This window comes from Gilliamella sp. ESL1225 (genome assembly GCF_058502635.1).
The window spans coordinates 2,012,084-2,038,174 of the sequence record NZ_CP196358.1; the positions used below are offsets into that span (position 1 = coordinate 2,012,084).

Sequence of the window (26,091 nt, forward strand, 5' to 3'; positions counted from 1 at the left end):
CTAACGTTTATCCTATGATCTATTTTTGATTATTATTTTAATAAATTAAATATGTTAGAAGATAATAAAAAATACGCTACCTTATTAAATAAGATCTAATATTAATATTTTTGAATTTCGTTGATAATTATAAAGTTCTTTCTTTTTAACCGGTAAATCATTTACTTCAGCGGGACGGAAACCTTTTTCACGAAACCAATGAATACTTCGTGTTGTTAGTACAAATATCTTTTTTAATCCAAAGAATTTTGCACGTTCAATAATTTTTTCGAGTAATAAATCCCCCCTTGAAGAATGTTGATAATTAGCATGAATCGCAACGCACGCCATTTCCCCCATATTTTCGTCTAGATAGGGATATAAAGCCGCACAACCTATAGTCATACTATCACGCTCAATAATCGTAAATTTATCAATTTCGACTTCAAGCTGTTCACGTGATCGTCTTACTAAAATGCCTTGCTCTTCAAGAGGACGAATTAATTCTAAAATCCCACCAATATCATTAATTGATGCTAAACGAATCTGTTCAGAATGTTCCATTGATACCTGAGTACCAATTCCATCACGCGAAAAAAGTTCTTGTAAAATTGCACCATCAAGTAAATAGCTTACTAAATGACTACGCCTAACACCATGACGACAAGCATTCGCTGCTACTCGTAAAAAACGTATTTCACTGGAAAGTCGCTTACCTTGGTTAAGTTTATTATTTACATATGCTTCAGCATCAATTGGGAAAAGATCCGTAATTACATGACCTTGTTCACTAATAACGCCTTGTTCAGCACAAAAACTAATTAATTTATCTGCCTTTAGTTTAATCGCAACTTCAGCGGCAACATCTTCTGAAGATAGATTAAAACTTTCCCCTGTAACTGATACAGCAACTGGACCTAAGAGTACAATCGCACCTCGATTGAGCTGTTCTTCAATCGCTTGACTATTAATGCGTCTTATTTTACCAGTATGAAAATAATCAATGCCGTCATCAATCCCTAGAGGTTGAGCAATAACAAAATTACCCGATACAACATTAATATGCGCACCTTGCAGAGGGGTATTATGAAGTCCCATCGATAAGCTAGCAGCAATATTAAATTGTAATAATCCAGTAATCTGTTTAACAATATCTAGGGTAGGTAAATCGGTAATTCGAACATTTTTGTGATATTTCGGTTCAATATTATGTTCTTGTAATGCTTTATCAATTTGATTACGCGCACCATTCACGATAACAAGTTTAATTCCCAAACTATATAATAAACCAATATCATTAATAATATTTGAATAATTATTACTTTGCAGTGTAGCACCTGTTAATAAGATCACAAAAGTTTTGTGATGATGAGCATTGATATAAGGTGCTGAATGACGTAAACCTTCGACTAATTCGGTCGTTCTTTGTTGCATGTTTAAACCACCCAAATGAATATTTATTCAATATTTTTGTATTTTTATTTATTTTTAATTCTCTTGCAAGTATTTTTTGTTCCCAATTAAAAAAGTAAAGTTAAACCTATCAAGTAAACATGTTTTTTTATCATAAAAAAAGAGAATAACAACACTTTGTTATTCTCTTATTAAATCAATTAGTTATTAATATCCAACTTTAATCCCAAGCGATAAAAAGTAAGATAAATGTAATCTTAATCGATTAAATTAATTTGTAGGCAAAATTAAGCCTTTACATTTTTATCTTCTTTAAAAACGATTAAATAACGATATAGCACAATACACGCTAATAATGTTCCTAAACCTGCAATTCCTGCATCAATAAGCATAATATAGCGTAATCCCCAATTTGCTTGAACCCAACCAATAATCGATGGAATAACAGTTGTTGCTATACTGGATGAAGTAAAGAAAATACCCAATACTTTACCTTTACCTGACGGAAAGAATTCTGCCATTGTTGTTAAAGCAAGTTGTAAAACGCCACCAGCAGCTGTAAATCCAAGCACTGCCGCCGCAATAATACACATTGTTGATGATGGATATAAAAATAAAGTAATAAGCATTAAACAAGAAAGTAAAGGGTAAATAACAATAACATATACAGGTTTAATGACAAATTTAACTAAAATAGCTGTTAAAAATACGCTGACTAATGTACCTATACCATAAGCTGAAATTGCTCTTACTGAGCCAGATTGCGTCATTCCTGCTACATTTTGAGCAAAATCTTTCAAACCTGTTGAGATAAGATAAAACGTTGCTGTCGCTGTAAAGCCAATAATAATAAAACAGAGCCCTTCAATTAAGAAACTGGATTTATTTTTGTGTGCAGGTGATTTAATGTCATTTGATAAAATAAGATCATCCTCTTCTTCAGCTTTACTTATCTTATGATTAGGGAATGGCATGAATAAAACAATTAATGCATTTGCGACTAAAATTACACAACAAACAATAAATGATATTCCAAAATAGCCATCATAAAACATGATAATGCTCATGATAATCGGTAAAACAGATTGGCCTGCGGCAATAGCAGCCTTAGTCAGAATTGAAGCGGAACCTGTTGCTTTAGGAAATATTTCCATTAAGGCTGGGTAAGTTCCTGCATCTAAGGTTGAATTTGCGATCCCACCTAATACAGCAAACATAAAGGCGATTTGAACAGTTGGGCTGACTAATATACCGAGTAAAAAACCGATATAGAATATACCACCTAATACAATAAATGGTTTACGACCAAATTTATCAGACAAAGACCCCATAATAAAAAGAACTAATAAACGACCGATCCCTAAACCTGCCATTACGTTATATACGCTTTGTTTTGCATCACCTACTAATACTTTTTGAGCTTCAGTTAAAACATCTGCATGCAAAGAGATTAAATAAGCTACATCCGGATGGAATTGTGCAGCTAAATAATCAATATTTAAGCCTAATATAATTGCGCCCATCCCATGAATAAAATAATTCATATATAAAAAGAAGGACGTCCGTAGATATTTATTTTTCATCTAATTTTTCCCATAAATTTTTAATACAATATAAAAGTTTAAAACAAAATCTTTACTTCAATTAATTTTCCTATTTCTTAAATATGCCAGATCCATTATATTTTCTTCATATCAATAACTTTAATAAACCGACTATAAACGGCTAGTCCTAGAACAACACTTAAAGCTGCGAATCCTAAAGTAGATAAAATAGTATATTCAACATCTATTTTATTAAGTCTTGTAACCAATTGTGGCACAACGATATAAGCGATACCGCTTAATGTATAAACGCTACCCACAGCAAGACCTTTATGAGTTGGAAATAATTGTTGCATAACAACAAGCGTTAATTGTAAGACGCCACCAGCCGCCGAAAAACCAATACCAATTGCCGCTAAAAAGAACATAGTAGGTGTACTAAATACATATAATAATGCCAATACGATGACAGATAATAATGGCAAAATAATTATACAAAAAATGGGTTTTATATAATGTTTAACCATAAACGCTGTAAAAAATACAGACACAATCGAGCCGACACTATAATAACTAATTAATTGTTTTGATTCTAATTCAGGCATATGAACAGCTTCTTGAGCAATAAGAGGTAACCATTGTGCAAAAACAATAAATGTAGCAGTTGTTGTAAATCCCATTAAAATGAGTAAAAAACCTTCTAATTGAAATTTTGGTTTACCAATAAAATAATCACTTTCACCAGAATGCCCTTGAATTGTCGTATTTTTTAAAGGGAAAGTTTGTGGTGCAAGTAGTAATCCATTAATTAAAAGATAAATGACAAAACCAATAAATACCCAACCAAACCAAATATGATTATTTGTTACAAAAATAACAATGAATGGAAGAATAAATGAACCAAACGAAATAAAAGATTTAATTAAAATACTGGCTGTTCCAACCGAACGTGGAAAACATTCCGCTAAAGTTGGCATTGAACCCGTATCTAAAAAGGAATTACCCGCCCCAACGATAACAGCTAAAATAAAAGCAATATGAATATCGGTATTAAAAGTCATTCCCATGAAAAAAGTGATATAACAAAGCATCCCTAGGTATATAAAGGGTTTGCGCCCAAATTTATCAGATAATGTACCGCCAATAAACATAAATAGGACTTTACCAACACCAATACCAGAGGCAACATAACCAAGTCCAATTTCATCTGTATTAAGTAATTTAGCAAAATCACTTGAAAACTGAGTAATAACGATTAAAGCTATACTCTGAATAATATAATTAGCATAAACTGATCCAGCAATTCCATAGGAATTGACCTTTTTATCGAACATTAGTAATACTCCAAAAGTAAAATTAAAAATAAAATCTAAAACTTAAATTCGGTCTTAACATCGTGCACCTCCAAATTATTGCTGTTATTTTTTATACTTTTTAAATGCAAAGAATTTTTATGGATTTACTTTTATTTATATAAATATCTTTATTAATTTGATTACTTATCAATCGATTCTATATAGTTATTTTATCGTATTTTATAAATTTATGCTTTTTAATTATTAATTTTAGACAAAAAAAACCACATTTCCTGTGGCTTTTAAAAATTTTGATATAATTTTGATTTAATAACGTATATATTATTTAATTTTTTCAATAAGTTGCTGAAGAATCTGACTTTCTTGCTGATCAACGTCAATAATATGATGAGCAGTTTCATGATAAAGTGAAAGGCGATCAGCAAGAACTTTTTCCATCTCATCAACAATCGATAACCCTGTTAAAGAAGGCCTCTGTGCGATATCAGGATCTTTCATTAGTCTTGCAGCTAAAATCGCGGCAGGTGCAGATAAGAATATAACAATGCCGTTTTGTTTCATGAAATCGCGATTTTGCTGAGCAAGAACCATACCACCACCTGTTGCAATGACACGATTTATTTTCGCTGTTTCAATAAGCACATTACTTTCACGCGCACGAAAACCTTCCCAACCTTCTTTTTCAACGATTTCGGCTACTGTTTTTTGGGTAGTTTCTAATAAATAACAATCAGTATCAACAAATGAATATGACAGCTCGTTTGCGAGCAATTTTCCCATTGTTGTTTTACCTGCTGCTCTTGCACCAACTAAAAAAATAATTTTATTCATTTGAACCCTTTCATATTTATTGATTTAATAATAAGTTAACTATGCTAGTGTTCCTGTTATGTTTTTGCAACATTTTTTTATAAAATGTCTATTTATTTTTACACCATAAGCTAAAATATACTTGATATAAACCATTTAGATATCGATGATGTAAATATTTTTTTACAATTATACGTAATCAATATCTTTCTAGCAGAGCTTTTCTAAACCACGAAAATAAAGCTCGGTTGCAATTGATTGATGTAATCGCCATTGAATAACATCTAATGTTGGATTTACTTTTTTAAATTCATCGTATGTTAAGAAATAACGTATTGTATTGCTACCAATTCGGTTATTAATGCTATCAATAATAATTGCAATTTTATCGTTTCTTTGTATACGTAATGATTTCATTTCTTCAATAACATAATCAGGAATTGCACTCTTACCTTGTTCCCAATCGTGCCACGTATTTGGATCCGTTTTACCGATATATTGGCTTGCTTCTGATACTTTTAACATCAAAAAACGTCGACAAGCTTGTAATTCTAAATTAGTCATGAAATCTCCTGTAAAAACCTGTAAATATAAAATAACAATAGTTCGTAATTATCAGCTAAATTAACTGTTCTCTAATGCATCAATAACAGCTTGTTTTGCTCTTTCAGATAAATCTTTACCGGTCCAAATTTTAAATTGTGCATTGGCTTGGCCAATAAACATATCACGACCTGATAACGATTGCCATCCTGCTTTTTCGGCTTCTTGACGGAAACGTGTATGATATGGGGTATAAACGATATCATAAGCGATACCCTTACCTTTAAACCATGCTTGTTCATAAGGAGTTTTGTCTTCAAATTTACCCAGCATTCCAAGTGGTGTTGAATTTATAATAATGTCTGCATTGACTTTATCTCTGTCTTCCCACGGAATTATATGAATTGCAAAATCTTTTGCTAGCGCATTTGGAAGATCAGTAACAATATCAGTTACTGTAATATCATTAAAACCAAGATCATGTAATCCAACAATTGCAGCTCGAGCAGCACCACCTGCCCCTAAAATTAGTACTTTTTTACCTTGTGGATCAATATTTTTTTGCTTAAGAGGCTCCATAAAACCAATAATATCAGTATTATCACCACAAAGTTTATCTCCATCCCAGTAAACTAAATTTGCAGCGCCAGCTTTTTTAACATGGTCTGTCACATAATCTAAATAAGGAATAATCGCTTGCTTGTGAGGAATTGTGACACATAAACCACGAATATTGAGTAATCGAACAGATTTAAATAACGTTTCAATTTCATCTGGAGGCGTTGGAAAAGGCACTAATACTGCTGGGATCTGGTAATCTTGAAAGGATAACGTATGAATAAGTGGGCTTAAACTGTGCCCAAGTGGATATCCAATAATGCCATATATGCTGTAGGGAGTGAATTGGCTCATTTATGATTCCTTAAAAATTACATTTAATTTTACCAACCGAAACTTGCTATAAATATGCAAAATTATATGGTTGACAGTTTATAAAACAACATATAAATATTGCTTTTGATAAATTAATAATAAACTAAAAGTATTAGCTCTTCTGTACAATAAAAATAAGATTTAAACTAATCCGTATATTTAACGTTCAAAAATCGCCTCATCACTGTGTTCAATAAGAAAATGATAAAATTTTTGTGCTGCTGGTAACAAAGGACGATTTTCCATAGTTGCAATATAAATATCTCTTTTTTGATAAGTTTTACTCATTGGAACGAGAGTGACATTAAATTCATCTGGAATAGAGACGCGAGGCATAATACCTATGCCATAATTGATAGAAACAAGTCCCATCATCGCCCCTTCTGTTTCGACCAAACAGGCTATATTAGGTTGCATTCTATGCTTATTAAAAATTTCGTCAATGACACTTTTCATACCACTTCTTTCAGTAAATAAAATTAAAGGTTCATTAATCAAATCTTTTAAATCTAATTTTTTATGTTTTGATAGTGGATGGTCGTTTGAAATAATAAAGACTAACTCTTGTTTTGTTAAACGCTGAAAATGAACTTCTGGTTCATTTTCTAAACGTGAACAAATCGCAACATCATATTTCTTTTTTTTCAATTCGCTAATCAAATCTTTCGATAAACCTTCATAAAACGAAAAAGTAATATTTTTATTTTCTGGCTTATCTAGAAAAGCTTTAACAATTTTGGGAATGTAATTAGAACTAATAGAATAAATAAATGCCAGCCCAATATGTCCATGTGAAACACTTGTTAATTCTTTAACAAACTGTTCCCCCTCTGATAAAGCACTAAGTGCTTGCTCAACATAAATGAGATATTGTTTACCTTCCTTAGTTAATTCAACATTACGCCCACGTTTTTGAAATAATTTAATACCGACTTCCTTTTCAAGCTCCGAGATAGAATGACTTAAACTCGGCTGACTTATCGAAAAATATTCAGAAGTTAATGTATAATGTTGTGTTTTAGCCAAAACTTGAAAATATTTTAACTGTTTTAAATTCATCTAATAAATTCCCCATGGATTTATAGACAATACAGTATAAGATAATTTTTTATTAAAACAATCAAAGATTATCATTTGTTTGAGCTTATTTCTAACTTCCGTAAGATAATACTTGAGAATCTGCTTATAACAGCGTATACTTCGCTACCTCATTAATGTGGGTGTAGTGTGAGAGGTTGGACTGCTTCTCAAATAGAACTGCAGAAAACTAAAAGCCTGACGAGGTTAATTCCATTAACATATTACGCCCAAGGCTAAGAACTGAAATTTCGGAGAATTGTTGACATGTCACGAGTATGCCAAGTAACAGGAAAACGCCCTTTAGTAGGAAACAATCGTTCTCATGCGATGAATGCTACTAAACGTCGTTTTTTACCTAACCTTCAATCTCATCGTTTTTGGGTTGAGAGTGAAAAACGTTTTGTAAAATTGCGTGTATCTGCTAAAGGTATGCGTACCATTGATAAAAAGGGTATAGATGCAGTTTTAGCTGAACTTCGTGCCCGTGGTGAAAAGTACTAATAAGGAAACAGAATCATGGCTAAAGGTGTACGTGAAAAAATTAGATTAGTTTCTTCTGCTGGTACAGGTCATTTTTATACCACTAGCAAAAATAAAAGAACTATGCCTGAAAAAATGGAAATCAAAAAATATGATCCCGTTGTTCGTGAGCATGTTATTTATAAAGAAGCTAAAATTAAATAAAATTAAATAAAATTAAGATTTTTTTATCTTACTAAATAAAAAACCTAGCTAATGCTAGGTTTTTTATTGTCTAAAGAATATATTTAAATAAATGTATTATTTAACAAATTATAATCACCATTCATTAAATATTATTATAAAATAATTCGAATCTATTGATAATTTAAGCAAATCTATAACAATTATTGCTAACGTGTTATTATACCTAAGTTATATAAAGAATTTTTAAATTTAAGATCTCCTAAAAAAATCCCCGTATTTACGAGGATTTTTAATAAATTGAATAAAAATTAGATTTTATTTTAGATATTTTTGTTCATATTTTCGAGCTTTATTATCATCAAACACTTTTTCCCACCTTGCAATCACAATAGCCGCTAAAGCGTTACCAACAACATTAACAGCTGTTCGTCCCATATCTAAAATACGTTCAACACCCATAATATAAGCTATTCCCTCAACTGGAATATGGACACTTGCAAGTGTAGCTGATAAAACTAAAATAGATGCTCCTGGCACACCTGCTATCCCTTTTGACGCAATCATTAATGTAACCACAATAACAATTTGATCCATAATTGACAAAGGTATATTAAAGAATTGTGCTAAAAAGATAACGGTAATACTTTGATAAAGCGTTGAGCCATCTAAATTAAAAGAATAGCCTGTTGGAATAACAAAACTTGTTACCGATTTAGGTGCGCCATATGCTTCCATTTTTTGAATTATCTTAGGCAATGCAGTTTCTGAGCTAGCCGTTGAAAATGCAATGGTCAATTCTTCTTTCAATATTCTTAGTAGCGTAAAAATATTAAATTTACAGAGTTTACAAACTAAACCAAGTACCACGATAGTAAAGACAATCATTGCTGAATAAACAGTTAATATTAATTTAACTAATGGTAATAATGAACCTAAACCAAATTCTGCTATAGTCACAGAGATTAATGCAAATACACCAATCGGCGCGTAGCGCATAATAATATTTGTGACTTTAAACATTGTATCTGAGACAACTTTTAAAAAGAATAGGAAAGGCTCTCGTTGTTTTTCTGGTAATGACATCAAACCTATACCAAAAAAGACACAAAAGAAAATAACAGGCATTATATTCCCATCACTCATAGCCTTAAAAATATTAGCAGGAATCATCTCTAAAATCATCACGATTAAACCATGAGGTTTATTTTCCATTTCAGTAGATTGAGTAATATATTTACTGATATCGGCTGTAGCTAATGTTGATGAATCAATACCTGCACCAGGTGAAAAAAGGTTACCCCATAAAATACCGAGTAAAATAGCAAGAGTCGTAATAATTTCAAAATAAAGAATTGTTTTGAAACCTAATGATCCCAATCTTTTTGAACCACCTAAACCCGCAATACCGAGTGTTAATGTACTTAAAATAATAGGTAAAACTATCATTTTAATTAAGCGAATAAAAATATCGCCTGCTGGTTTAAAGAAATTTGTAATTGCTGATTGGTAGTAAATGTGTAAAAAATGACTAGGTTCGCTCTTTATATCGTATAGAAAAGCACCAATGCAAACCCCTAAAATCAAAGCAATAAAAATCTGCCAAGCGAGATTTTTTAGAATTTTTTCAACAAAAAATGACATTAATATTATCCTTTACCTTCTTATTATAGCAAAAAAATGATTAGCAAAATCGCTAATCATTTAATTTCTTGTTAACGTTTAATCTTCTAACTCTGAGATAACATCGTTATTAGCATCAGTAATTTCTGCCAAAGATTCTACATCTTCATCAGTTTCTGCAACACGTTGTAAACCAACGACTTTTTCATCACTCGATATACGTATTAAACGCACGCCTTGCGTGTTTCTGCCCACAACGCTTACTTCAGAAACTCTCGTGCGAACTAATGTACCTGCATTAGTAATGAGCATAATCTGATCCATTTCATCAACTTGTACTGCCCCAACAACTGTACCATTTCGCTCACTAACTTTAATTGAAATAACGCCTTTAGTTGCTCGAGATTTTGTCGGGTATAATCCTTGTTCAGTTCGTTTTCCATAACCATTTTGAGTAGCAGTTAAAATTGCACCATTACCACGTGGAATAATTAATGAAACAACTTTATCATCACTATCTAATTTAATACCACGAACACCGGCTGCGGTTCTACCCATGCATCTAACTTTATTAGCAGGGAAACGTACCACTTTACCGTTTGCAGTAAATAACATAATATCTTCGCCATTAGTGGCTAGATTATTACTTGTTTCATCAATGTCTGATTCATCTTCATTGAAGGTTTCGTTATCGACTATCTCATCAATTAATTCTTCATCATCCAAATTTTCTAATGATTCGCTAGTTGTTAAATCTACACCAATTAGCTCATCATTATCTCGTAAATTGATCGCAATAATACCACCACTTCTAGGACGACTGAAATCAGTTAATGCTGTCTTTTTAACAGTACCTAAGGCTGTTGCCATAAAGACGCTACGCCCTTCTTCGTATTCTTTTACCGGTAAAATAGCTGTAATGCGTTCATTTGTCGCTAGCGGTAATAAATTAACAATTGGGCGACCGCGTGCACCGCGGCTGGCTTCAGGTAATTGGTAGACTTTCATCCAATACAATCGACCTAAAGTTGAAAAACATAAAATAGTGTCATGAGTATTGGCAACTAGTAATTTTTCAACAAAATCTTCTTCTTTAATTTTAGTGGCTGATTTACCTTTACCGCCTCGACGCTGGGCTTCGTAATCTGTAAGAGGTTGATATTTCACATAACCTTGATGCGATAATGTAACAACAACATCTTCTTGAGCAATTAAATCTTCAATATTAATATCTGCACTACTTGCAGTAATGATTGTTCGACGTTCATCTTGGAATTGATTGCGGATACTTTCTAGCTCTTCACGAATTACTTCCATTAAACGTTCAGAGCTTGCTAGAATGTGTAAAAGTTCCCCGATTTGTATTAATAAATCTTTATATTCATCAAGAATCTTGTCATGTTCAAGGCCTGTTAATCGATGTAACCGCAGATCTAAAATCGCTTGAGCCTGCGCTTCCGATAAATAGTAATGACCTTCACGAATGCCAAATTCGGGGGCTAATTCTTCTGGTCTTGCTGCATCATTACCTGCCTTTTCAAGCATTGCAGCAACGTTACCTAATAACCACGCTTTTGCTAATAATTTTTCTTTTGCTTCAGCAGGTGTTGCAGCTGCTCGAATAAGTTCAATGATAGGGTCAATATTTGCTAACGCAATTGCTAACCCCTCTAACACATGCGCCCTTTCACGTGCTTTGCGAAGTTCGTAAATCGTTCGTCGAGTTACTACTTCACGACGATGTAGCACAAAAGCCTCAATCATATCTCTTAAATTTAAGAGTTTTGGTTGACCTTTATGCAGGGCTACCATGTTAATACCAAATGAAACTTGTAATTGAGTTAATGAGAAAAGATTATTCAAAACAACTTCACCGACTGCATCACGTTTAATTTCAATGACTATACGCATACCATCTTTATCAGACTCATCACGTAGTGCAGAAATACCTTCAATTTTCTTATCTTTAACTAATTCAGCAATTTTTTCGATTAATTTCTTTTTGTTAACTTGATAAGGAATTTCACTAACAATGATCGTTTCACGACCTGTATGCTCATCAACTTCGATTGCCGCTTTTGAACGAATATAGATAATTCCACGCCCTGTACGGTAAGCGGCTTCAATCCCTTTACGACCATTAATTAATGCTGCTGTTGGGAAATCAGGCCCTTGGATATATTCCATTAAGCCATCAATAGAAATGTTTTCGTCATCAATAAATGCTAAACAACCATTAATCACTTCAGATAAATTATGAGGAGGAATATTTGTCGCCATCCCAACTGCAATGCCTGAAGAACCATTAACTAATAAATTAGGGATACGCGTTGGTAACACATCAGGGATCATTTCAGATCCATCATAGTTAGGCGAAAAATCAACGGTTTCTTTATCTAAATCGACCAATAAAGAGCCAGCAAATTTTTGCATTCTGATCTCGGTATAACGCATGGCTGCGGCAGAATCACCATCGACTGATCCAAAATTACCTTGACCATCAACCAACATATAACGTAATGAAAAAGGCTGTGCCATACGAACAATAGTATCGTATACAGCTGAATCGCCATGAGGATGATATTTACCGATGACATCACCAACCACACGGGCGGATTTTCGATAAGGTTTATTCCAGTCATACCCGGCTTCATTCATCGCAAATAAAACACGCCGATGAACGGGTTTAAGGCCATCACGCACATCAGGAAGTGCACGCCCAACAATTACAGACATCGCATAATCAAGATAAGAAGACTTTAATTCATCTTCAATATTTATCGGTGTTATTTCTTTTGCTAGCTCGGTCATAAAACCTTGTTCTCTTCTATAATTTTGCCGTTAAAATAGCTCAGAATTATAGCATAAACAAGCTATAAAAGCAGGTGAAAACTGATTTAATTTCGAGTTAATTTAAATTAGTTTGTATGAATAAAAAGAGAATTCTCAATTAATTGGCATAAGCAGTTCATAATCATGGCGTGCATTTCATGAGTAATGACTTTTTTATAAGAAGGGATTCGAATTTCAATATCATTTTGGCCAAGTAAACCAACAACTTCACCACCATCAAAACCCGTTAAAACAATAATAGTCATATCTTTAATAACTGCTTCTTGTACAGCACGAATAATAGATTTACTTTTTCCCTGACATGTCACGGCAATTAACAAATCACCTTGCTGACCAAATGCCTGTATTTGACGAGCATAAATTTCATCATGATCAGCAATTGCACTAAGTAAAACATTATCAGAAACTAACGCTATTGCCGGAATGCTCGGTCTTTCCATTTCAATACTTGTTATCAAGCGAGACGTAAAATTTTGCACATTCGCGGCAGATGAACCATTACCACAACTCATTATTTTGTTACCATTCAACAATCCTGTAACGATAATTCGTGCCGCTTTTTCTAGTGATAGACTTAACGACTCGGCCATCACTATCTGTGTTTGAATACTTTCCGTAAAATAATTTTTAATTAAATCTTGCACTTCTATCACCTAAACATTAAAAGGCATTAACAATCCATTCTTGAACATGACCAGTTATTGCAATAACATCAAATCTAAATTCCGTTTCTTGACTATTTAATTTATTTTGACGCATCCAAGCCTCAGCTGCGAATTTAATTCTTTTTTGTTTTGCAGGAGTTACGGTCATTTCAGCTAAACCATAGAGCCCATCTTTTCGGTAGCGTACCTCAACAAACACTAAACAGTTTTTGTCTTTCATGACTAAATCAATTTCCCCTAGTCTGTATTGACAATTTTTAGCCAACAAAACTAGACCCTGTTTAAGCAAATATTGACAAGCTACTACTTCAAAATGACGCCCAATTTGTCTGCTATTTAAGCTATAAGATCGGTTGTACGTTACCATGTTTATATTGCTGCCAAGTTAATGAACGTGTTATGACACACTGTTCGGTTGTTGATAAATCACCTGTCATACCCTCAAAAAGGTGATTTTGCCTTGAAAAAATCTGATCAAAATGATTCGCAAGTTGCCAAGCATCAACACCCATTGCATAAAGTCTCAATAAAGTATAATCATTTTGAATATTAGCTGGAATAATTTCAGCATAATTCATTTGATTAAATTTTTCTCGATTTGCAATTAATGGAATTTCAGCAAATTGAGTTTTATCCATATCATACATAAAATCAGTTGACGTATTTGCTACATGACTTTTTGAGCTAGTATAAATGGTTGGCATAATAAAATCTTTTTCTTGATTATTGCTAAGTTCTATATCAAGCATCGGTTTAATAAAACTTAATTCTTTTGAGGATGAATAAATATATAACGCATCAAAATTTGGTTGTTGTTCGTTCGATGCAGTTTGGTCCTCGCTAGAATTAACGTCCATTAAATTGGTTCGATTTTCATTAATTAACGCTGAGGAAGAAGAATTCTCATCTAATAAAGGCTCACCTGTTAAAGCAATACCTATATCATTTTTCATATTTTCGGCCAACATAGCTGCATCTTCAAAATAATGGACATAAACAGGGCTTATTTCATTAGATTGATGATTCGCCATTAATGACTGCCATTCTTTCGCAAAACTTTGTGCAATTCGTCTTCCTAAATCAGTTTGTGGAACAAATAATAAGGGTACTTTTTTATGTTGATTAAAAATATGCTTTGCAGCATCTTCCGCTTCATCTTCTGGCGAAAGTGCAAAAAAACACATTTTATTATTTAACCAATTATCAGTATTTACTGTACGATTTAATGCTAAAAGAGGGATATTTGGTGCTAATTTTTTGATAGCTTCTACATCTTCCTTAATTAAAGGACCAACAATTAATTCTACTTGATTAGTTTGAGCTTGCTTAATTAATTGATTTATCGATTTTTTGGTTGTATCAAACGTTAAAATAGTTTGTTCTGGTTCATTTGGGAAGAACTTAATGGCATCAAAATACCCCTGGCGAATGGTTTGCCCAAATATTCCTGAACTCCCATTTAATGGTAAGAGTAAGGCAATTTTTTTACCTTGAATTGCAGAATGATTAGTTAAACTTGCTACAATAAGTTGAGCAGGGTGATTAGAATATTGAATGGACCAATCAGTCAAAGTTTGTTTAAATTTTTCATCTAATTGTTTAGCTTTGTTTTTTTCCGCCTCTATTTCTTCTGAAGTAAGTTCTTTGCTTTCAGACAAATTATTATCATCATGTTGCTCATCAAAAGTATTCCAGGTATTTGATGTTTCATTCTCATTTGTTGAAGAATTCATTATTTTGGCTAATAAATTACCGAGATGATCCGGCATGACTTCAGCTGCTTGACTCTTAGCATTTTGATAAATATAAGTTAATTCAATCCAACCTTGTAAGGTATATTCATCAGAAAAAATTACGATTTGATTAATATCTTCATTTGTTAACTGATTGAAAAATTGCCATGACTCATGAATGAAATCGTTATACTTTTCTCTTGGAACAAATTTTTCAAGTTTAATATAATCATGGGCTATTCCATTATTATCATGATTTTGACGATCTATAATTAATTTCAATTTATAATAACGATATAACTGATCATCATTTAAATAACTTATGGAAAGATCATTTAAATTAAAAGACTGATGATTATTAACCGCAATTTCAGCTTTCAATAAAGCTATTTCTCGTTGTTGCTCAGGCGTTAAATCTGTTGATATTTCTGATAAAAGAGTATTTGCTCTATCGTATTGAGATTCAAGGATTAAAGCTCTTATAGCATATAATTGCCATGTCGTTTTATTTTCGCCAGAATTCCTATCAACTTGATTTAAATAATAAGTAGCTGGATAATTTTCATCAAAATCCATAACTCTTTGCTTAGTGATATTATTTTCTGATGAACAACTTATTAATAAAGTCATTGAAAATAAAATAAATAATTTCAAAAAGTAGTATTTAATAGATGTCATTATTCGTGCCCTTATCTTTTATCCCCAAATACGCTGAACATGAATCGTTATCTCTTCGCGATCATGATAAAGATGTTTAGCGTGTATTTGTACATTAATTTGCTTATTATTTAATTCTTGTTGTAACCAATGTAAATTTTGTTTTACTTCTTCATAACGTTTTTTCATTGGTAATTTTAAATTAAAAATCGCTTCACGACACCAACCATTAACTAACCAATGAATAATTAACTCTGTCACTTTTTTGGGTTTCTCTACCATATCACAGACAAGCCAATAAATATTATGTTTTTTTGGTACAAACTTAAAACCATCTTCACGATAATGTTTTACTTGGCCCGTTGCCATTAATTTTTCATTCATTGGACCATTATCAATAGCATAAACAAACATACTACGTTGAACTAATTGATAAGTCCAGCCGCCTGGGCAGGCTCCCAAATCAACGGCATTTAAACCACCTTTTAAACGTTCATCCCATTCTTCATAAGGAATAAAAACATGAAAAGCCTCTTCTAATTTTAGAGTAGAACGGCTTGGCGCATCAGCAGGAAATTTTAGACGCGGTATGCCCATGTAAAAAGGAGAATTGTTTTGACTATAAGAATAACCAACGAAGCAGGTATGACTATCAATGAAAAAAACGTGAATAACCGGTCGTGTTGCGCTTTCTACTTTAGATAAAATCCGCTTAGTGCGTAAAGCTTGCCTTAAGGGCACAGTAAATTTACGACAAAATGCAATTAATGTTTTACCTTCATTTGTATCTGCAGCTTCAACACGTACAACACCGGCATTTGAAATATGACCATTTAAGGCATCAAGTATAGGATCGATACGATTATTAACGGTAAGATTAGTAATAATATCACCACTTACAAACATTTGCCTTGCAAAAATCAGATGTTTAAACATTAAATTTTTGATCAGCTTAAGGGCATCCCCGTTTTGATAACATTCAAAAATAACATAAGCTGTACTGTCTATTATTTTAGCAAAACCATAGATTTCAATCTGAGCTGCCTTATCAGTAATTTCAGCAGCACATTCTTTTTCAAATCCTGCTCGACAATATAAAATCACTTTATTTAATGTTTGCATAAAGATTTATTGTTCTCTTAATATAATAATTAATTACAGATAATCTATTTATCTGACTGTACCTTATCAGAATAAAGCGATGTTTCTCCTTTTGGACGCGTTTTAAATCGTCTATGTAGCCACATATACTGCTCTGGCGCACGTAAAATCTCTTTTTCGATAGCTTTATTCATAAATGTTGCCGCCGCAACATCTTCATCTTCTGGGTAGTCTTCTAATGGTTTAGATACATACACAGTATAATGCCCATTTTTTTCACGCTTCGGGGTAAATGGAATAATAAATGGATGAGCAAGTTTTACTAAAATGCGAGTACCTTTTGTTGTGGCCGCTTTATCAACAGCAAATAAAGGAGCAAAAACACTATTTTTAGGACCATAATCGTGATCGGGCGCATACCAAAGTAATTCACCATTTTTTAATGCTCGAACCATTCCTTTAGTATTATAACGATCTAACATATATTTATTGGATTTTAAACGACCTCGTAATTGCACATAATCTAAAACGGGATTGTCGTTCGGACGATAAACGCCAACACCTGGGTGGCTCATACCGAGAATTCTAGCACCCAATTCTAGTGTTAAAAAATGAATTCCAATTAATAAAACTCCCTTTCCTGTCTGCTGAGCCTCGGTAATAAATCCATCATCAATAATTGATGAATGGCGAGCTAAACGCTTATCTGACCAAAACCACGCCATACCCGTCTCAAAAATAGCTAGGCCAGTTGCAATAAAATTTTCACGTAACATAAGTTCACGTTCTTGCTGTGATTTTTCAGGAAAACAAAGGAGTAAATTTTGCCTTGCTGTATCTTTACGTTTATTGATGAATTTTAATGCGGCTAATCCGATCGCCTTTCCTAATTGGTAGATAAAAGGATAAGGTAATAAAACAATGATATAAAGCAAACCAATTCCCAACCACGTTAACCAATAACGAGGGTGTAATAATTTGAGAGTAAATTTTGCATGTATTTCGTGGTTTTGATTCATTTCAATATAAAAAGAATAAAATAAAAGGAGTTATTATAAACTAATCTGCAGCTTAACGCCCATAAATTACTGCTTGAATCTCTATTCTTTAACAGCGATAGCAAATAAGAATAAATGAAAAAACCGATATTTTACCATTAATTAGCAATTTAATTTAATTGATTTATTGATAAAGCGGATTAATGTTAATCCGCTTAAATTTAAATTAAACAATTAAGAATTTTTTATCCTAAATTGCCACTGGTGCTTTTATTGCTGGATAAGGATCATAACCTGCAATCTCGAAATCATCATATTGATAATCAAATATTGAAGCTGGTTTACGCTTAATATTCAATGTTGGTAAAGCGCGAGGAGAGCGAGTAAGTTGTAAATGGGCTTGCTCTAAATGATTTGAATAAAGATGAGTATCACCACCTGTCCAAACAAAATCACCTACTTCTAAATCGCATTGTTGTGCAATCATGTGAACAAGTAAAGCGTAACTTGCAATATTAAATGGTAATCCTAAAAAGACATCGCAAGAACGTTGATATAATTGACAAGAGAGTTTGCCATCTACTACATAAAATTGAAAAAATGCATGACAAGGAGCTAGTGCCATTTGATCTAATTCGCCAACATTCCAAGCAGATACAATCATACGCCTCGAATCAGGATCAGTTTTAATCTGTTCTATTAAGTTGGCGATTTGATCTATATGATGATCATTATCCACACTCCATGAACGCCACTGTTTGCCATATACAGGACCTAAATCACCATTTTCATCTGCCCACTCATCCCAAATCGTAACATTATTTTCTCGTAAATAAGTGATATTAGTATCACCTTTTAAAAACCACAATAACTCATGAATAATAGAACGCAAATGACATTTTTTAGTTGTGACAAGCGGAAAACCTTCTTGCAAATTAAAGCGCATTTGATAGCCAAATATTGATAATGTTCCCGTGCCAGTCCTATCAGCTTTAGGCGCACCTTCATCTAAAATTTTTTTCATTAAGGCTAAATATTGTTTCATAAGTCTCTCGTTTTGTTATTGCATATGTAGGCATACCATAATAGTAAAATACCAGCAATTATCATCGGTAAGCATAATATTTGCCCCATACTAATGGCATTAAAAAATAAACCTAATTGTTCATCAGGTTGCCTAAAAAACTCAATTATAAATCTAAAAAAGCCATATCCTAACAAAAATAATCCTGAAACGGCGCCAATCGGTCGTGGTTTGCGAACAAAATAATTAAGAATAATAAATAATATAAGCCCTTCAAAAAACATTTCGAATAATTGTGATGGATACCGAGGTAAAATTCCACCTAACTCGTTATATAAGGGATACCATTCTTTATGGGATATAACATAATTCAAATCTGCATGATGAGATGAAGGAAATAACATTCCTAACTTCGATGTGGTTACTCTACCCCACAGTTCTCCATTAATAAAATTACCAAAGCGCCCAAACATTAACCCAATCGGAACAAGAGGAGCAACGAAATCGGAAGATTGTAAAAAGGTTTTACCCGTTTTAAAACTAAATATGATTAAAACGACAATGGCACCAATTAATCCACCATGAAAAGACATGCCGCCTTCCCATACTTTGAATAAAATTAATGGATCATCTAAAAAATTATTTAAATTATAAAATAATATATAACCAACCCGGCCACCAATAAATAATCCTAAAAATCCCCAAAATAATAAATTTTCAACTTGTGATGTCGTCCAATGGCTATTTGGTTTTTTGGCACGCCTATTACCTAAATAAAGCGCCCCTAATACACCAAACAAATACATTAAACCATACCAATGAAGAGTAATAGATCCAATTGAAAAAGCAATAGGATTAAAATTTGGAAAATGTAAATAATGATTCATTTTTTTATACGCTGTTTATTTTTTCTTTGTTGATTGAAAAAGTTAAATCGATTCTTTTTTGACGGTAAAACTTGTTTTTTTTCAGATTCCTCTTGCAAAGCAAAAACTGAAAGTGAAAATTCTTTCAAGACTTTACGATAAACGTCTCGCTTAAACGTAATAACTTGTCTAATTGGATACCAATAATTAACCCATTTCCAATCATCAAACTCTGGTAGCGATGACATAGTTAAGTTAATTGCTGAATGATCAGAAATTAACTCTAGCAAAAACCATTTTTGTTTTTGCCCAATACAAACAGGTCTATTATCCCATCGAATCATTCGTTTTGGTAATTTATAACGTAACCAACCATTTGTTGTTGCACAAATTTTAACGTCTTTTGCTAATAATCCAACTTCTTCATTTAATTCACGATACATAGCCTGTTCTGGCGTCTCGTTTATTTTTATTCCGCCCTGTGGAAATTGCCAAGAATTTTGCCCATAGCGTCTAGCCCAAAGCACTTGACCATACCTATTACAAATAACGATTCCTACATTTGGACGGTAGCCATCATTGTCAATCACTGACTACCTCAAATAACAAATTAAATTTAGTGGAGATTGTTACATATAAAGTAATTTCCGTAAACTAATAGATGATAAAAAAAGGAATTTCAGTTTGTAATGCGAATATTTATCAAAAAAATAAATGTATAAAACACATTTAACACTTAACACTATTTTGCCTATGCCTATAAACATCACTCATGACTATTGCCTAAAGTTAATGACTGTTACAAATGGATTTGAATAGTAGGTAGGTAATAGATAGGTAGATAGGTAGATAGATAGATAGATAGATAGATAGATAGATAGATAGATAGAGTTAATTATTTCAAATAAATGCAAAAAAGCCCAGTATAAATACTGGGCTCTCTATATAAAAGTCTGGCGGCTCCCTACTCTCACATGGGTAATACCCACACTACCATCGGCACTACGGCGTTTCACTTCTGAGTTCGGCATGGGGTCAGGTGGGACCACCGCGCTCTTACCGCCAGACATATCCTGTCTCTCTTCTTCAACTAACTCTCGCTAGCTTCTCATTAGGCTCAAGCTAAATTCTTCTCGCGCTCCAAACAACTCCGAGTTGTAAGGTTAAGACTCTCGGTTCATTAGTATCAGTTAGCTCAATGTATCACTACACTTACACACCTGACCTATCTACGTCTTAGTCTTAAACGGACCTTACTAATTCTCATTAGGGAAAACTCATCTCAAGGCTAGTTTCGTACTTAGATGCTTTCAGCACTTATCTATTCCGCACGTAGCTACCGGGCAATGCAATTGGCATCACAACCCGAACACCAGCGGTGCGTTCACTTCGGTCCTCTCGTACTAGAAGCAAACCCTCTCAATTTTCCTACGCCCATGGCAGATAGGGACCGAACTGTCTCACGACGTTCTAAACCCAGCTCGCGTACCACTTTAAACGGCGAACAGCCGTACCCTTGGGACCTACTTCAGCCCCAGGATGTGATGAGCCGACATCGAGGTGCCAAACTCCGCCGTCGATATGAACTCTTGGGCGGAATCAGCCTGTTATCCCCGGAGTACCTTTTATCCGTTGAGCGATGGCCCTTCCATTCAGTGCCACCGGATCACTATGACCTACTTTCGTATCTGCTCGAGCCGTCACTCTCGCAGTCAAGCTAGCTTTTGCCATTGCACTAACCTCCTGATGTCCGACCAGGATTAGCTAACCTTCGTGCTCCTCCGTTACTCTTTGGGAGGAGACCGCCCCAGTCAAACTACCCACCAGACAGTGTCCCTTACCTCGATTCAGAAGTATAGGTTAGAGCATCAAACATTAAAGGGTGGTATTTCAAGGTCGGCTCCATACATACTGGCGTACATACTTCTATGCCTCCCACCTATCCTACACATTAAGGCTCAATGCTCACTGTCAAGCTATAGTAAAGGTTCACGGGGTCTTTCCGTCTTGCCACGGGTACACCGCATCTTCACGGCAATTTCAATTTCACTGAGTCTCGGGTGGAGACAGCCTGGCCATCATTACGCCATTCGTGCAGGTCGGAACTTACCCGACAAGGAATTTCGCTACCTTAGGACCGTTATAGTTACGGCCGCCGTTTACTGGGGCTTCGATCAAGAGCTTCTCCTCGCGGATAACCCCATCAATTAACCTTCCAGCACCGGGCAGGCGTCACACCCTATACGTCCACTTTCGTGTTTGCAGAGTGCTGTGTTTTTATTAAACAGTTGCAGCCAGCTGGTATCTTCGACTGATTTCACCTACGTCCGCATGGGATTTCAATTAATATCAGCGTGCCTTCTCCCGAAGTTACGGCACCATTTTGCCTAGTTCCTTCACCCGAGTTCTCTCAAGCGCCTTAGTATTCTCTACCTGACCACCTGTGTCGGTTTCGGGTACGATTGTCTATAACCTAGAGCTTAGAGGCTTTTCCTGGAAGCAGGGCATCAATTACTTCAGTGCCTTAGCACCTCGTCATCACACCTCAGCGTTTCAGTGACCGGATTTGCCTAATCACTCGCCTACATGCTTAACCCACCATCCAATAGGTGGTAAACCTAGCCTTCTTCGTCCCCCCTTCGCAGTTATACACAGTACGGGAATATTAACCCGTTTCCCATCAGATACGCCTCTCAGCCTCTCCTTAGGGGTCGACTCACCCTGCCCCGATTAACGTTGGACAGGAACCCTTGGTCTTCCGGCGAGCGGGCCTTTCACCCGCTTTATCGTTACTTATGTCAGCATTCGCACTTCTGATACCTCCAGCATGCCTCACAACACACCTTCTACGGCTTACAGAACGCTCCCCTACCCAACAACATTTCTGTCGCTGCCGCAGCTTCGGTGCATAGTTTTAGCCCCGTTACATCTTCCGCGCAGGCCGACTCGACTAGTGAGCTATTACGCTTTCTTTAAATGATGGCTGCTTCTAAGCCAACATCCTAGCTGTCTAAGCCTTCCCACTTCGTTTCCCACTTAACTATGACTTTGGGACCTTAGCTGGCGGTCTGGGTTGTTTCCCTCTTCACGACGAACGTTAGCACCCGCCGTGTGTCTCCCATGATTAAACTTGTCAGTATTCGGAGTTTGCATCGGGTTGGTAAGTCGGGATGACCCCCTAGCCGAAACAGTGCTCTACCCCCAACAGTTACTCATGAGGCGCTACCTAAATAGCTTTCGGGGAGAACCAGCTATCTCCCGGTTTGATTGGCCTTTCACCCCCAGCCACAGGTCATCCGCTAATTTTTCAACATTAGTCGGTTCGGTCCTCCAGTTAGTGTTAACCAACCTTCAACCTGCCCATGGCTAGATCACCGGGTTTCGGGTCTATACCCTGCAACTATTCGCACAGTTAATACTCGGTTTCCCTTCGGCTCCCCTATTCGGTTAACCTTGCTACAGAATATAAGTCGCTGACCCATTATACAAAAGGTACGCAGTCACATAACCTTAATTATGCTCCCACTGATTGTACGTACACGGTTTCAGGGTCTATTTCACTCCCCTCCCGGGGTTCTTTTCGCCTTTCCCTCACGGTACTGGTTCACTATCGGTCAATCAGGAGTATTTAGCCTTGGAGGATGGTCCCCCCTTCTTCAAACAGGATTTCTCGTGTCCCGCTCTACTCTTCAAGCTTCCACTTAAAGTACTTTCGTGTACGGGACTTTCACCCTCTTTCGTGCGACTTTCCAGACGCTTCCACTAATACCTTAAGCTACCCGCTTTGGGCTGACCCCCTTTCGCTCGCCGCTACTCGGGGGATCTCGGTTGATTTCTTTTCCTCGGGGTACTTAGATGTTTCAGTTCTCCCGGTTCGCCTTGTCTAACTATTTATTCATTAAACAATAATGTAGTCTCCTACATTGGGTTTCCCCATTCGGACATCAACGGCTCAACGCTCTTTATCAGCTCACCGTCGCTTTTCGCAGATTAACACGTCCTTCTTCGCCTCTGATTGCCTAGGCATCCACCGTGTACGCTTAATTTCTTAACCTTACAACTCGCAGTTGTCTCGGTTTACGCTTTCTTCTCTTCTTATCATACTTCCGGCTCTCACCTCGTATCATAAGCCGAGAACTCGTTTCTTTCAGCTTGTTCCTAATTTTTAAAGAGCTTTATTCATTAGCACACATCTATATATGCTAATAAATATGTGGCATTTATGCCGATACTTATTTACTACTTACTTATTCTTTCACCTCATCGCTGAAGTGGGCGCTATATTAGTACATATTTTTTAATAAAACAACTTTAATTTAGTTATTTTTTAAAAATATATTATGATTGATTTTATTTTGGTCTATATCCGCCTAATAGAAATACTTAACCATCTTTATACATGCATTATTACAGATACAAATAAAAAAACATTCGTAACAATGCATATATAAATATCGTTAATAAAATACAAAAAACTCTTTTTATTATTCATCGGCAATTTAAAGATTTTTATTAAATAAGATTATTAGATCGCAATTGTCTAAGTACACTTGCTGTGTAAAGCATTTCTCCAGGAGTGCCCAGTGATATTCTGCTCCAATTGTCAGCAGGTGGAAAAGCTCTACCAACAAGAATATGTTGTTGCTTTAATAGTTGTTGATATTTAGTTAGATCACTATTAATTTTATGAAACATAAAATTTGTTTGTGAAGGAAGATAATAGATATCTAGTTCAGTAAATACCTGTTCCATAATTTTACGAGAGGTATCAATCGTTTGTTTTGAATAAGCCAAATAAGCAGGATCATTCATGGATGCCAAAGCGGCACAAACACCACAATAATTTAATTTTTCACCAGCAACATAGCGTGCTACTTTTGACATATTATTTGGTGTTGCAAGTACATATCCAACACGTAAGCCAGCCATTGCATGAATTTTAGAAAAAGTTTTCAGCAATACTACGTTTTCATATCCTTCTTGGATTAATTTATCAACTGATTGATAAGTTGGATCATTCACAAATTCAGCATATGCTTCATCAACGATAAAAATTGTATTATCTGGTTTACTACGGATCCAATCCATTAATAAATTATTTGGTATTATTGTTGACGTTGGATTATTAGGGTTAACTACATAAACAATACTAAAGCCCGGATAATCCGCTGCCGCTTTTTTTAATCCTTCCATATCAAATGCCCAGTCTTTTAAACTTGGAACTTTAGTTATTTTCAGATTAAATATTTTTGCAAATTCCTCACCATCACCATAAGTTAAATCAGATATAACTAATTGTGTCGAAGCACCACTCCAAGCAGTAATTGAACTTAAAATACCTTCAGAAGATCCTGCTGTTAATAAAACATGGTCTGGCGTAACTTTATGATGATTTGCAATCGCTAAATTAAGTTGGGGCATTTCTTTTTTTGCATAGCGATTAGCTTTGTCGACAGCTAAAATGGCAGCTTTCTTAGCATGAGGTGACATTCCCAAAGCGTTTTCATTAAAATTTAACCGGACAGGATTATCTAAAGTCGGTTTCACAATTTCCGTCACTGAAGAGACTTGTTCTTTTTGATTAGTGCTAATTTCAGCGGCTTTTAATTTTGCAGAATAGCTACTTATCGACATACTACCAATGGCTAAACTTGAATAAGTTAAAAAACGGCGACGTGATAAAATAGCATTATTTATGTTTGAGATCATTTTATTCCCTCTCTTTACTCGTTTGTGAAATTCTAAATTAATAACGTGTCGATTAATTATTATGCAAGAATAATGCCAATAAAATAAGAAATATAAATAACAAGGGAAGCATAGAAATACTGACGAATGGAATGAAACAAAATGATGCATTAGGTAAATTTAAAAAAATAAATAACTAAAATTGTGCAATATTCCGTTAAATAAAAATATAAGGTTGATTTACAAAATTAAATTTAGGATTTAGGATTTAGGATTTAGGATTTAGGATTTAGGATTTAGGATTTAGGGAAGTGTAGGGATTTTAAAATAGGAAAGAAAGATAAAAATTAATCGAAGAAAACTTAATTGCCATTTATTGATTAATAAATGGTGGAGCTAAGCGGGATCGAACCGCTGGCCTCCTGCGTGCAAGGCAGGCGCTCTCCCAGCTGAGCTATAGCCCCATAACTCACTTTACTGATGTTCACCATAAGTGATTATGGTGGGTCTGAGTGGACTTGAACCACCGACCTCACCCTTATCAGGGGTGCGCTCTAACCACCTGAGCTACAGACCCAATAAAGTGTGCTTCTTCTTCAACA

20 protein-coding genes, 2 tRNA genes and 2 rRNA genes are annotated in these 26,091 nt (G+C 34.7%); 2 read left to right on the forward strand and 22 right to left on the reverse strand.

The window, feature by feature from the left end:
• Positions 1-84: 84 nt before the first annotated feature.
• The 7 genes from argA to ACSYSW_RS09245 form a co-directional block, all read right to left on the reverse strand.
• Positions 85-1,413, reverse strand: a complete 1,329-nt coding sequence (gene argA, locus ACSYSW_RS09215; RefSeq protein ID WP_491705334.1) for an amino-acid N-acetyltransferase — start codon at positions 1,411-1,413, stop codon at positions 85-87.
• 266 nt (positions 1,414-1,679) lie between these two features.
• On the reverse strand, positions 1,680-2,975 hold the full coding sequence (locus ACSYSW_RS09220) for an MFS transporter (protein ID WP_491705333.1): 1,296 nt from the start codon (positions 2,973-2,975) through the stop codon (positions 1,680-1,682).
• Positions 2,976-3,070: 95 nt separating this feature from the next.
• On the reverse strand, positions 3,071-4,270 hold the full coding sequence (locus tag ACSYSW_RS09225; RefSeq protein ID WP_491705332.1) for an MFS transporter: 1,200 nt from the start codon (positions 4,268-4,270) through the stop codon (positions 3,071-3,073).
• Between the two features lie 303 nt (positions 4,271-4,573).
• The gene (gene aroL, locus ACSYSW_RS09230) at positions 4,574-5,083 is read right to left on the reverse strand and encodes a shikimate kinase AroL (protein WP_491705331.1); all 510 of its coding nucleotides are present in this window, start codon (positions 5,081-5,083) and stop codon (positions 4,574-4,576) included.
• Between the two features lie 189 nt (positions 5,084-5,272).
• Positions 5,273-5,626 carry an Aca2/YdiL-like domain-containing protein gene (locus tag ACSYSW_RS09235; RefSeq protein WP_491705330.1) on the reverse strand — a complete coding sequence of 118 codons (354 nt, stop codon included), beginning with the start codon at positions 5,624-5,626 and terminating at the stop codon, positions 5,273-5,275.
• Positions 5,627-5,686: 60 nt separating this feature from the next.
• A complete protein-coding gene (gene aroE / locus ACSYSW_RS09240) occupies positions 5,687-6,517 on the reverse strand; it encodes a shikimate dehydrogenase (protein WP_491705329.1) in 831 nt (276 codons plus the stop codon).
• Between the two features lie 180 nt (positions 6,518-6,697).
• Positions 6,698-7,597, reverse strand: coding sequence for a LysR family transcriptional regulator (locus ACSYSW_RS09245; RefSeq protein ID WP_491705328.1), 900 nt, complete (start codon positions 7,595-7,597; stop codon positions 6,698-6,700).
• Between the two features lie 285 nt (positions 7,598-7,882).
• On the opposite strand from ACSYSW_RS09245, the gene rpmB reads away from it, so the two are divergent.
• Both rpmB and rpmG read left to right on the forward strand, forming a co-directional pair.
• The gene (gene rpmB, locus ACSYSW_RS09250; RefSeq protein ID WP_491705327.1) at positions 7,883-8,119 is read left to right on the forward strand and encodes a 50S ribosomal protein L28; all 237 of its coding nucleotides are present in this window, start codon (positions 7,883-7,885) and stop codon (positions 8,117-8,119) included.
• Between the two features lie 15 nt (positions 8,120-8,134).
• Positions 8,135-8,302 (forward strand): 50S ribosomal protein L33, encoded by a 168-nt coding sequence (rpmG, locus tag ACSYSW_RS09255; protein ID WP_491705326.1) that lies wholly within the window; start codon positions 8,135-8,137, stop codon positions 8,300-8,302.
• Between the two features lie 297 nt (positions 8,303-8,599).
• Here the strand turns inward: rpmG and ACSYSW_RS09260 are convergent, their stop codons facing one another.
• The 15 genes from ACSYSW_RS09260 to ACSYSW_RS09330 all read right to left on the reverse strand — a co-directional run bounded on the left by ACSYSW_RS09260 (position 8,600) and on the right by ACSYSW_RS09330 (position 26,066).
• Positions 8,600-9,925: a cation:dicarboxylate symporter family transporter gene (locus tag ACSYSW_RS09260; RefSeq protein WP_491705325.1), complete on the reverse strand. Its 1,326-nt coding sequence runs from the start codon at positions 9,923-9,925 to the stop codon at positions 8,600-8,602.
• 78 nt (positions 9,926-10,003) lie between these two features.
• A complete protein-coding gene (gyrA, locus tag ACSYSW_RS09265) occupies positions 10,004-12,715 on the reverse strand; it encodes a DNA topoisomerase (ATP-hydrolyzing) subunit A (protein WP_491705324.1) in 2,712 nt (903 codons plus the stop codon).
• 107 nt (positions 12,716-12,822) lie between these two features.
• Positions 12,823-13,401 (reverse strand): SIS domain-containing protein, encoded by a 579-nt coding sequence (locus ACSYSW_RS09270; RefSeq protein ID WP_491705323.1) that lies wholly within the window; start codon positions 13,399-13,401, stop codon positions 12,823-12,825.
• A gap of 16 nt (positions 13,402-13,417) precedes the next feature.
• Entirely contained in the window at positions 13,418-13,789 is a 372-nt protein-coding gene (locus ACSYSW_RS09275; RefSeq protein WP_491705322.1) for a YraN family protein, read from the reverse strand.
• Complete coding sequence (locus tag ACSYSW_RS09280; RefSeq protein ID WP_491705321.1) at positions 13,764-15,833, reverse strand: penicillin-binding protein activator; 2,070 nt, start codon at positions 15,831-15,833, stop codon at positions 13,764-13,766. The genes ACSYSW_RS09275 and ACSYSW_RS09280 overlap by 26 nt, the downstream gene beginning before the upstream one ends.
• An 18-nt stretch (positions 15,834-15,851) precedes the next feature.
• On the reverse strand, positions 15,852-16,934 hold the full coding sequence (rlmM, locus tag ACSYSW_RS09285) for a 23S rRNA (cytidine(2498)-2'-O)-methyltransferase RlmM (protein ID WP_491705320.1): 1,083 nt from the start codon (positions 16,932-16,934) through the stop codon (positions 15,852-15,854).
• A gap of 44 nt (positions 16,935-16,978) precedes the next feature.
• Positions 16,979-17,932, reverse strand: a complete 954-nt coding sequence (lpxL, locus tag ACSYSW_RS09290; protein ID WP_491705319.1) for an LpxL/LpxP family Kdo(2)-lipid IV(A) lauroyl/palmitoleoyl acyltransferase — start codon at positions 17,930-17,932, stop codon at positions 16,979-16,981.
• Between the two features lie 229 nt (positions 17,933-18,161).
• Positions 18,162-18,956 (reverse strand): thymidylate synthase, encoded by a 795-nt coding sequence (thyA, locus tag ACSYSW_RS09295; protein ID WP_491705318.1) that lies wholly within the window; start codon positions 18,954-18,956, stop codon positions 18,162-18,164.
• Positions 18,953-19,822, reverse strand: coding sequence for a prolipoprotein diacylglyceryl transferase (gene lgt, locus ACSYSW_RS09300; protein ID WP_491705317.1), 870 nt, complete (start codon positions 19,820-19,822; stop codon positions 18,953-18,955). Before lgt ends, thyA begins: the two co-directional genes overlap by 4 nt.
• Entirely contained in the window at positions 19,819-20,391 is a 573-nt protein-coding gene (gene rppH / locus ACSYSW_RS09305; RefSeq protein WP_491705316.1) for an RNA pyrophosphohydrolase, read from the reverse strand. Before rppH ends, lgt begins: the two co-directional genes overlap by 4 nt.
• Positions 20,392-20,752: 361 nt before the next feature.
• Positions 20,753-20,868, reverse strand: a 5S ribosomal RNA gene (gene rrf, locus ACSYSW_RS09310).
• 92 nt (positions 20,869-20,960) lie between these two features.
• Positions 20,961-23,855 (reverse strand): 23S ribosomal RNA (locus ACSYSW_RS09315).
• A 458-nt stretch (positions 23,856-24,313) separates the two neighbouring features.
• Positions 24,314-25,510, reverse strand: a complete 1,197-nt coding sequence (locus tag ACSYSW_RS09320; RefSeq protein ID WP_491705315.1) for a pyridoxal phosphate-dependent aminotransferase — start codon at positions 25,508-25,510, stop codon at positions 24,314-24,316.
• A gap of 367 nt (positions 25,511-25,877) precedes the next feature.
• Positions 25,878-25,953: transfer RNA gene (locus ACSYSW_RS09325), tRNA-Ala, on the reverse strand.
• A 36-nt stretch (positions 25,954-25,989) separates the two neighbouring features.
• Positions 25,990-26,066, reverse strand: a tRNA-Ile gene (locus ACSYSW_RS09330).
• Positions 26,067-26,091: the final 25 nt, after the last annotated feature.

Excerpts from the sequence above, each read along its gene's own strand:
- argA (WP_491705334.1), bottom strand. The coding sequence starts at position 1,413 with ATGCAACAAAGAACGACCGAATTAGTCGAAGGTTTACGTCATTCAGCA.
- ACSYSW_RS09220 (WP_491705333.1), bottom strand. The coding sequence starts at position 2,975 with ATGAAAAATAAATATCTACGGACGTCCTTCTTTTTATATATGAATTAT.
- ACSYSW_RS09225 (WP_491705332.1), bottom strand. The coding sequence starts at position 4,270 with ATGTTCGATAAAAAGGTCAATTCCTATGGAATTGCTGGATCAGTTTAT.
- aroL (WP_491705331.1), bottom strand. The coding sequence starts at position 5,083 with ATGAATAAAATTATTTTTTTAGTTGGTGCAAGAGCAGCAGGTAAAACA.
- ACSYSW_RS09235 (WP_491705330.1), bottom strand. The coding sequence starts at position 5,626 with ATGACTAATTTAGAATTACAAGCTTGTCGACGTTTTTTGATGTTAAAA.
- aroE (WP_491705329.1), bottom strand. The coding sequence starts at position 6,517 with ATGAGCCAATTCACTCCCTACAGCATATATGGCATTATTGGATATCCA.
- ACSYSW_RS09245 (WP_491705328.1), bottom strand. The coding sequence starts at position 7,597 with ATGAATTTAAAACAGTTAAAATATTTTCAAGTTTTGGCTAAAACACAA.
- rpmB (WP_491705327.1), top strand. The coding sequence starts at position 7,883 with ATGTCACGAGTATGCCAAGTAACAGGAAAACGCCCTTTAGTAGGAAAC.
- rpmG (WP_491705326.1), top strand. The coding sequence starts at position 8,135 with ATGGCTAAAGGTGTACGTGAAAAAATTAGATTAGTTTCTTCTGCTGGT.
- ACSYSW_RS09260 (WP_491705325.1), bottom strand. The coding sequence starts at position 9,925 with ATGTCATTTTTTGTTGAAAAAATTCTAAAAAATCTCGCTTGGCAGATT.
- gyrA (WP_491705324.1), bottom strand. The coding sequence starts at position 12,715 with ATGACCGAGCTAGCAAAAGAAATAACACCGATAAATATTGAAGATGAA.
- ACSYSW_RS09275 (WP_491705322.1), bottom strand. The coding sequence starts at position 13,789 with ATGGTAACGTACAACCGATCTTATAGCTTAAATAGCAGACAAATTGGG.
- ACSYSW_RS09280 (WP_491705321.1), bottom strand. The coding sequence starts at position 15,833 with ATGACATCTATTAAATACTACTTTTTGAAATTATTTATTTTATTTTCA.
- rlmM (WP_491705320.1), bottom strand. The coding sequence starts at position 16,934 with ATGCAAACATTAAATAAAGTGATTTTATATTGTCGAGCAGGATTTGAA.
- lpxL (WP_491705319.1), bottom strand. The coding sequence starts at position 17,932 with ATGAATCAAAACCACGAAATACATGCAAAATTTACTCTCAAATTATTA.
- thyA (WP_491705318.1), bottom strand. The coding sequence starts at position 18,956 with ATGAAACAATATTTAGCCTTAATGAAAAAAATTTTAGATGAAGGTGCG.
- lgt (WP_491705317.1), bottom strand. The coding sequence starts at position 19,822 with ATGAATCATTATTTACATTTTCCAAATTTTAATCCTATTGCTTTTTCA.
- ACSYSW_RS09320 (WP_491705315.1), bottom strand. The coding sequence starts at position 25,510 with ATGATCTCAAACATAAATAATGCTATTTTATCACGTCGCCGTTTTTTA.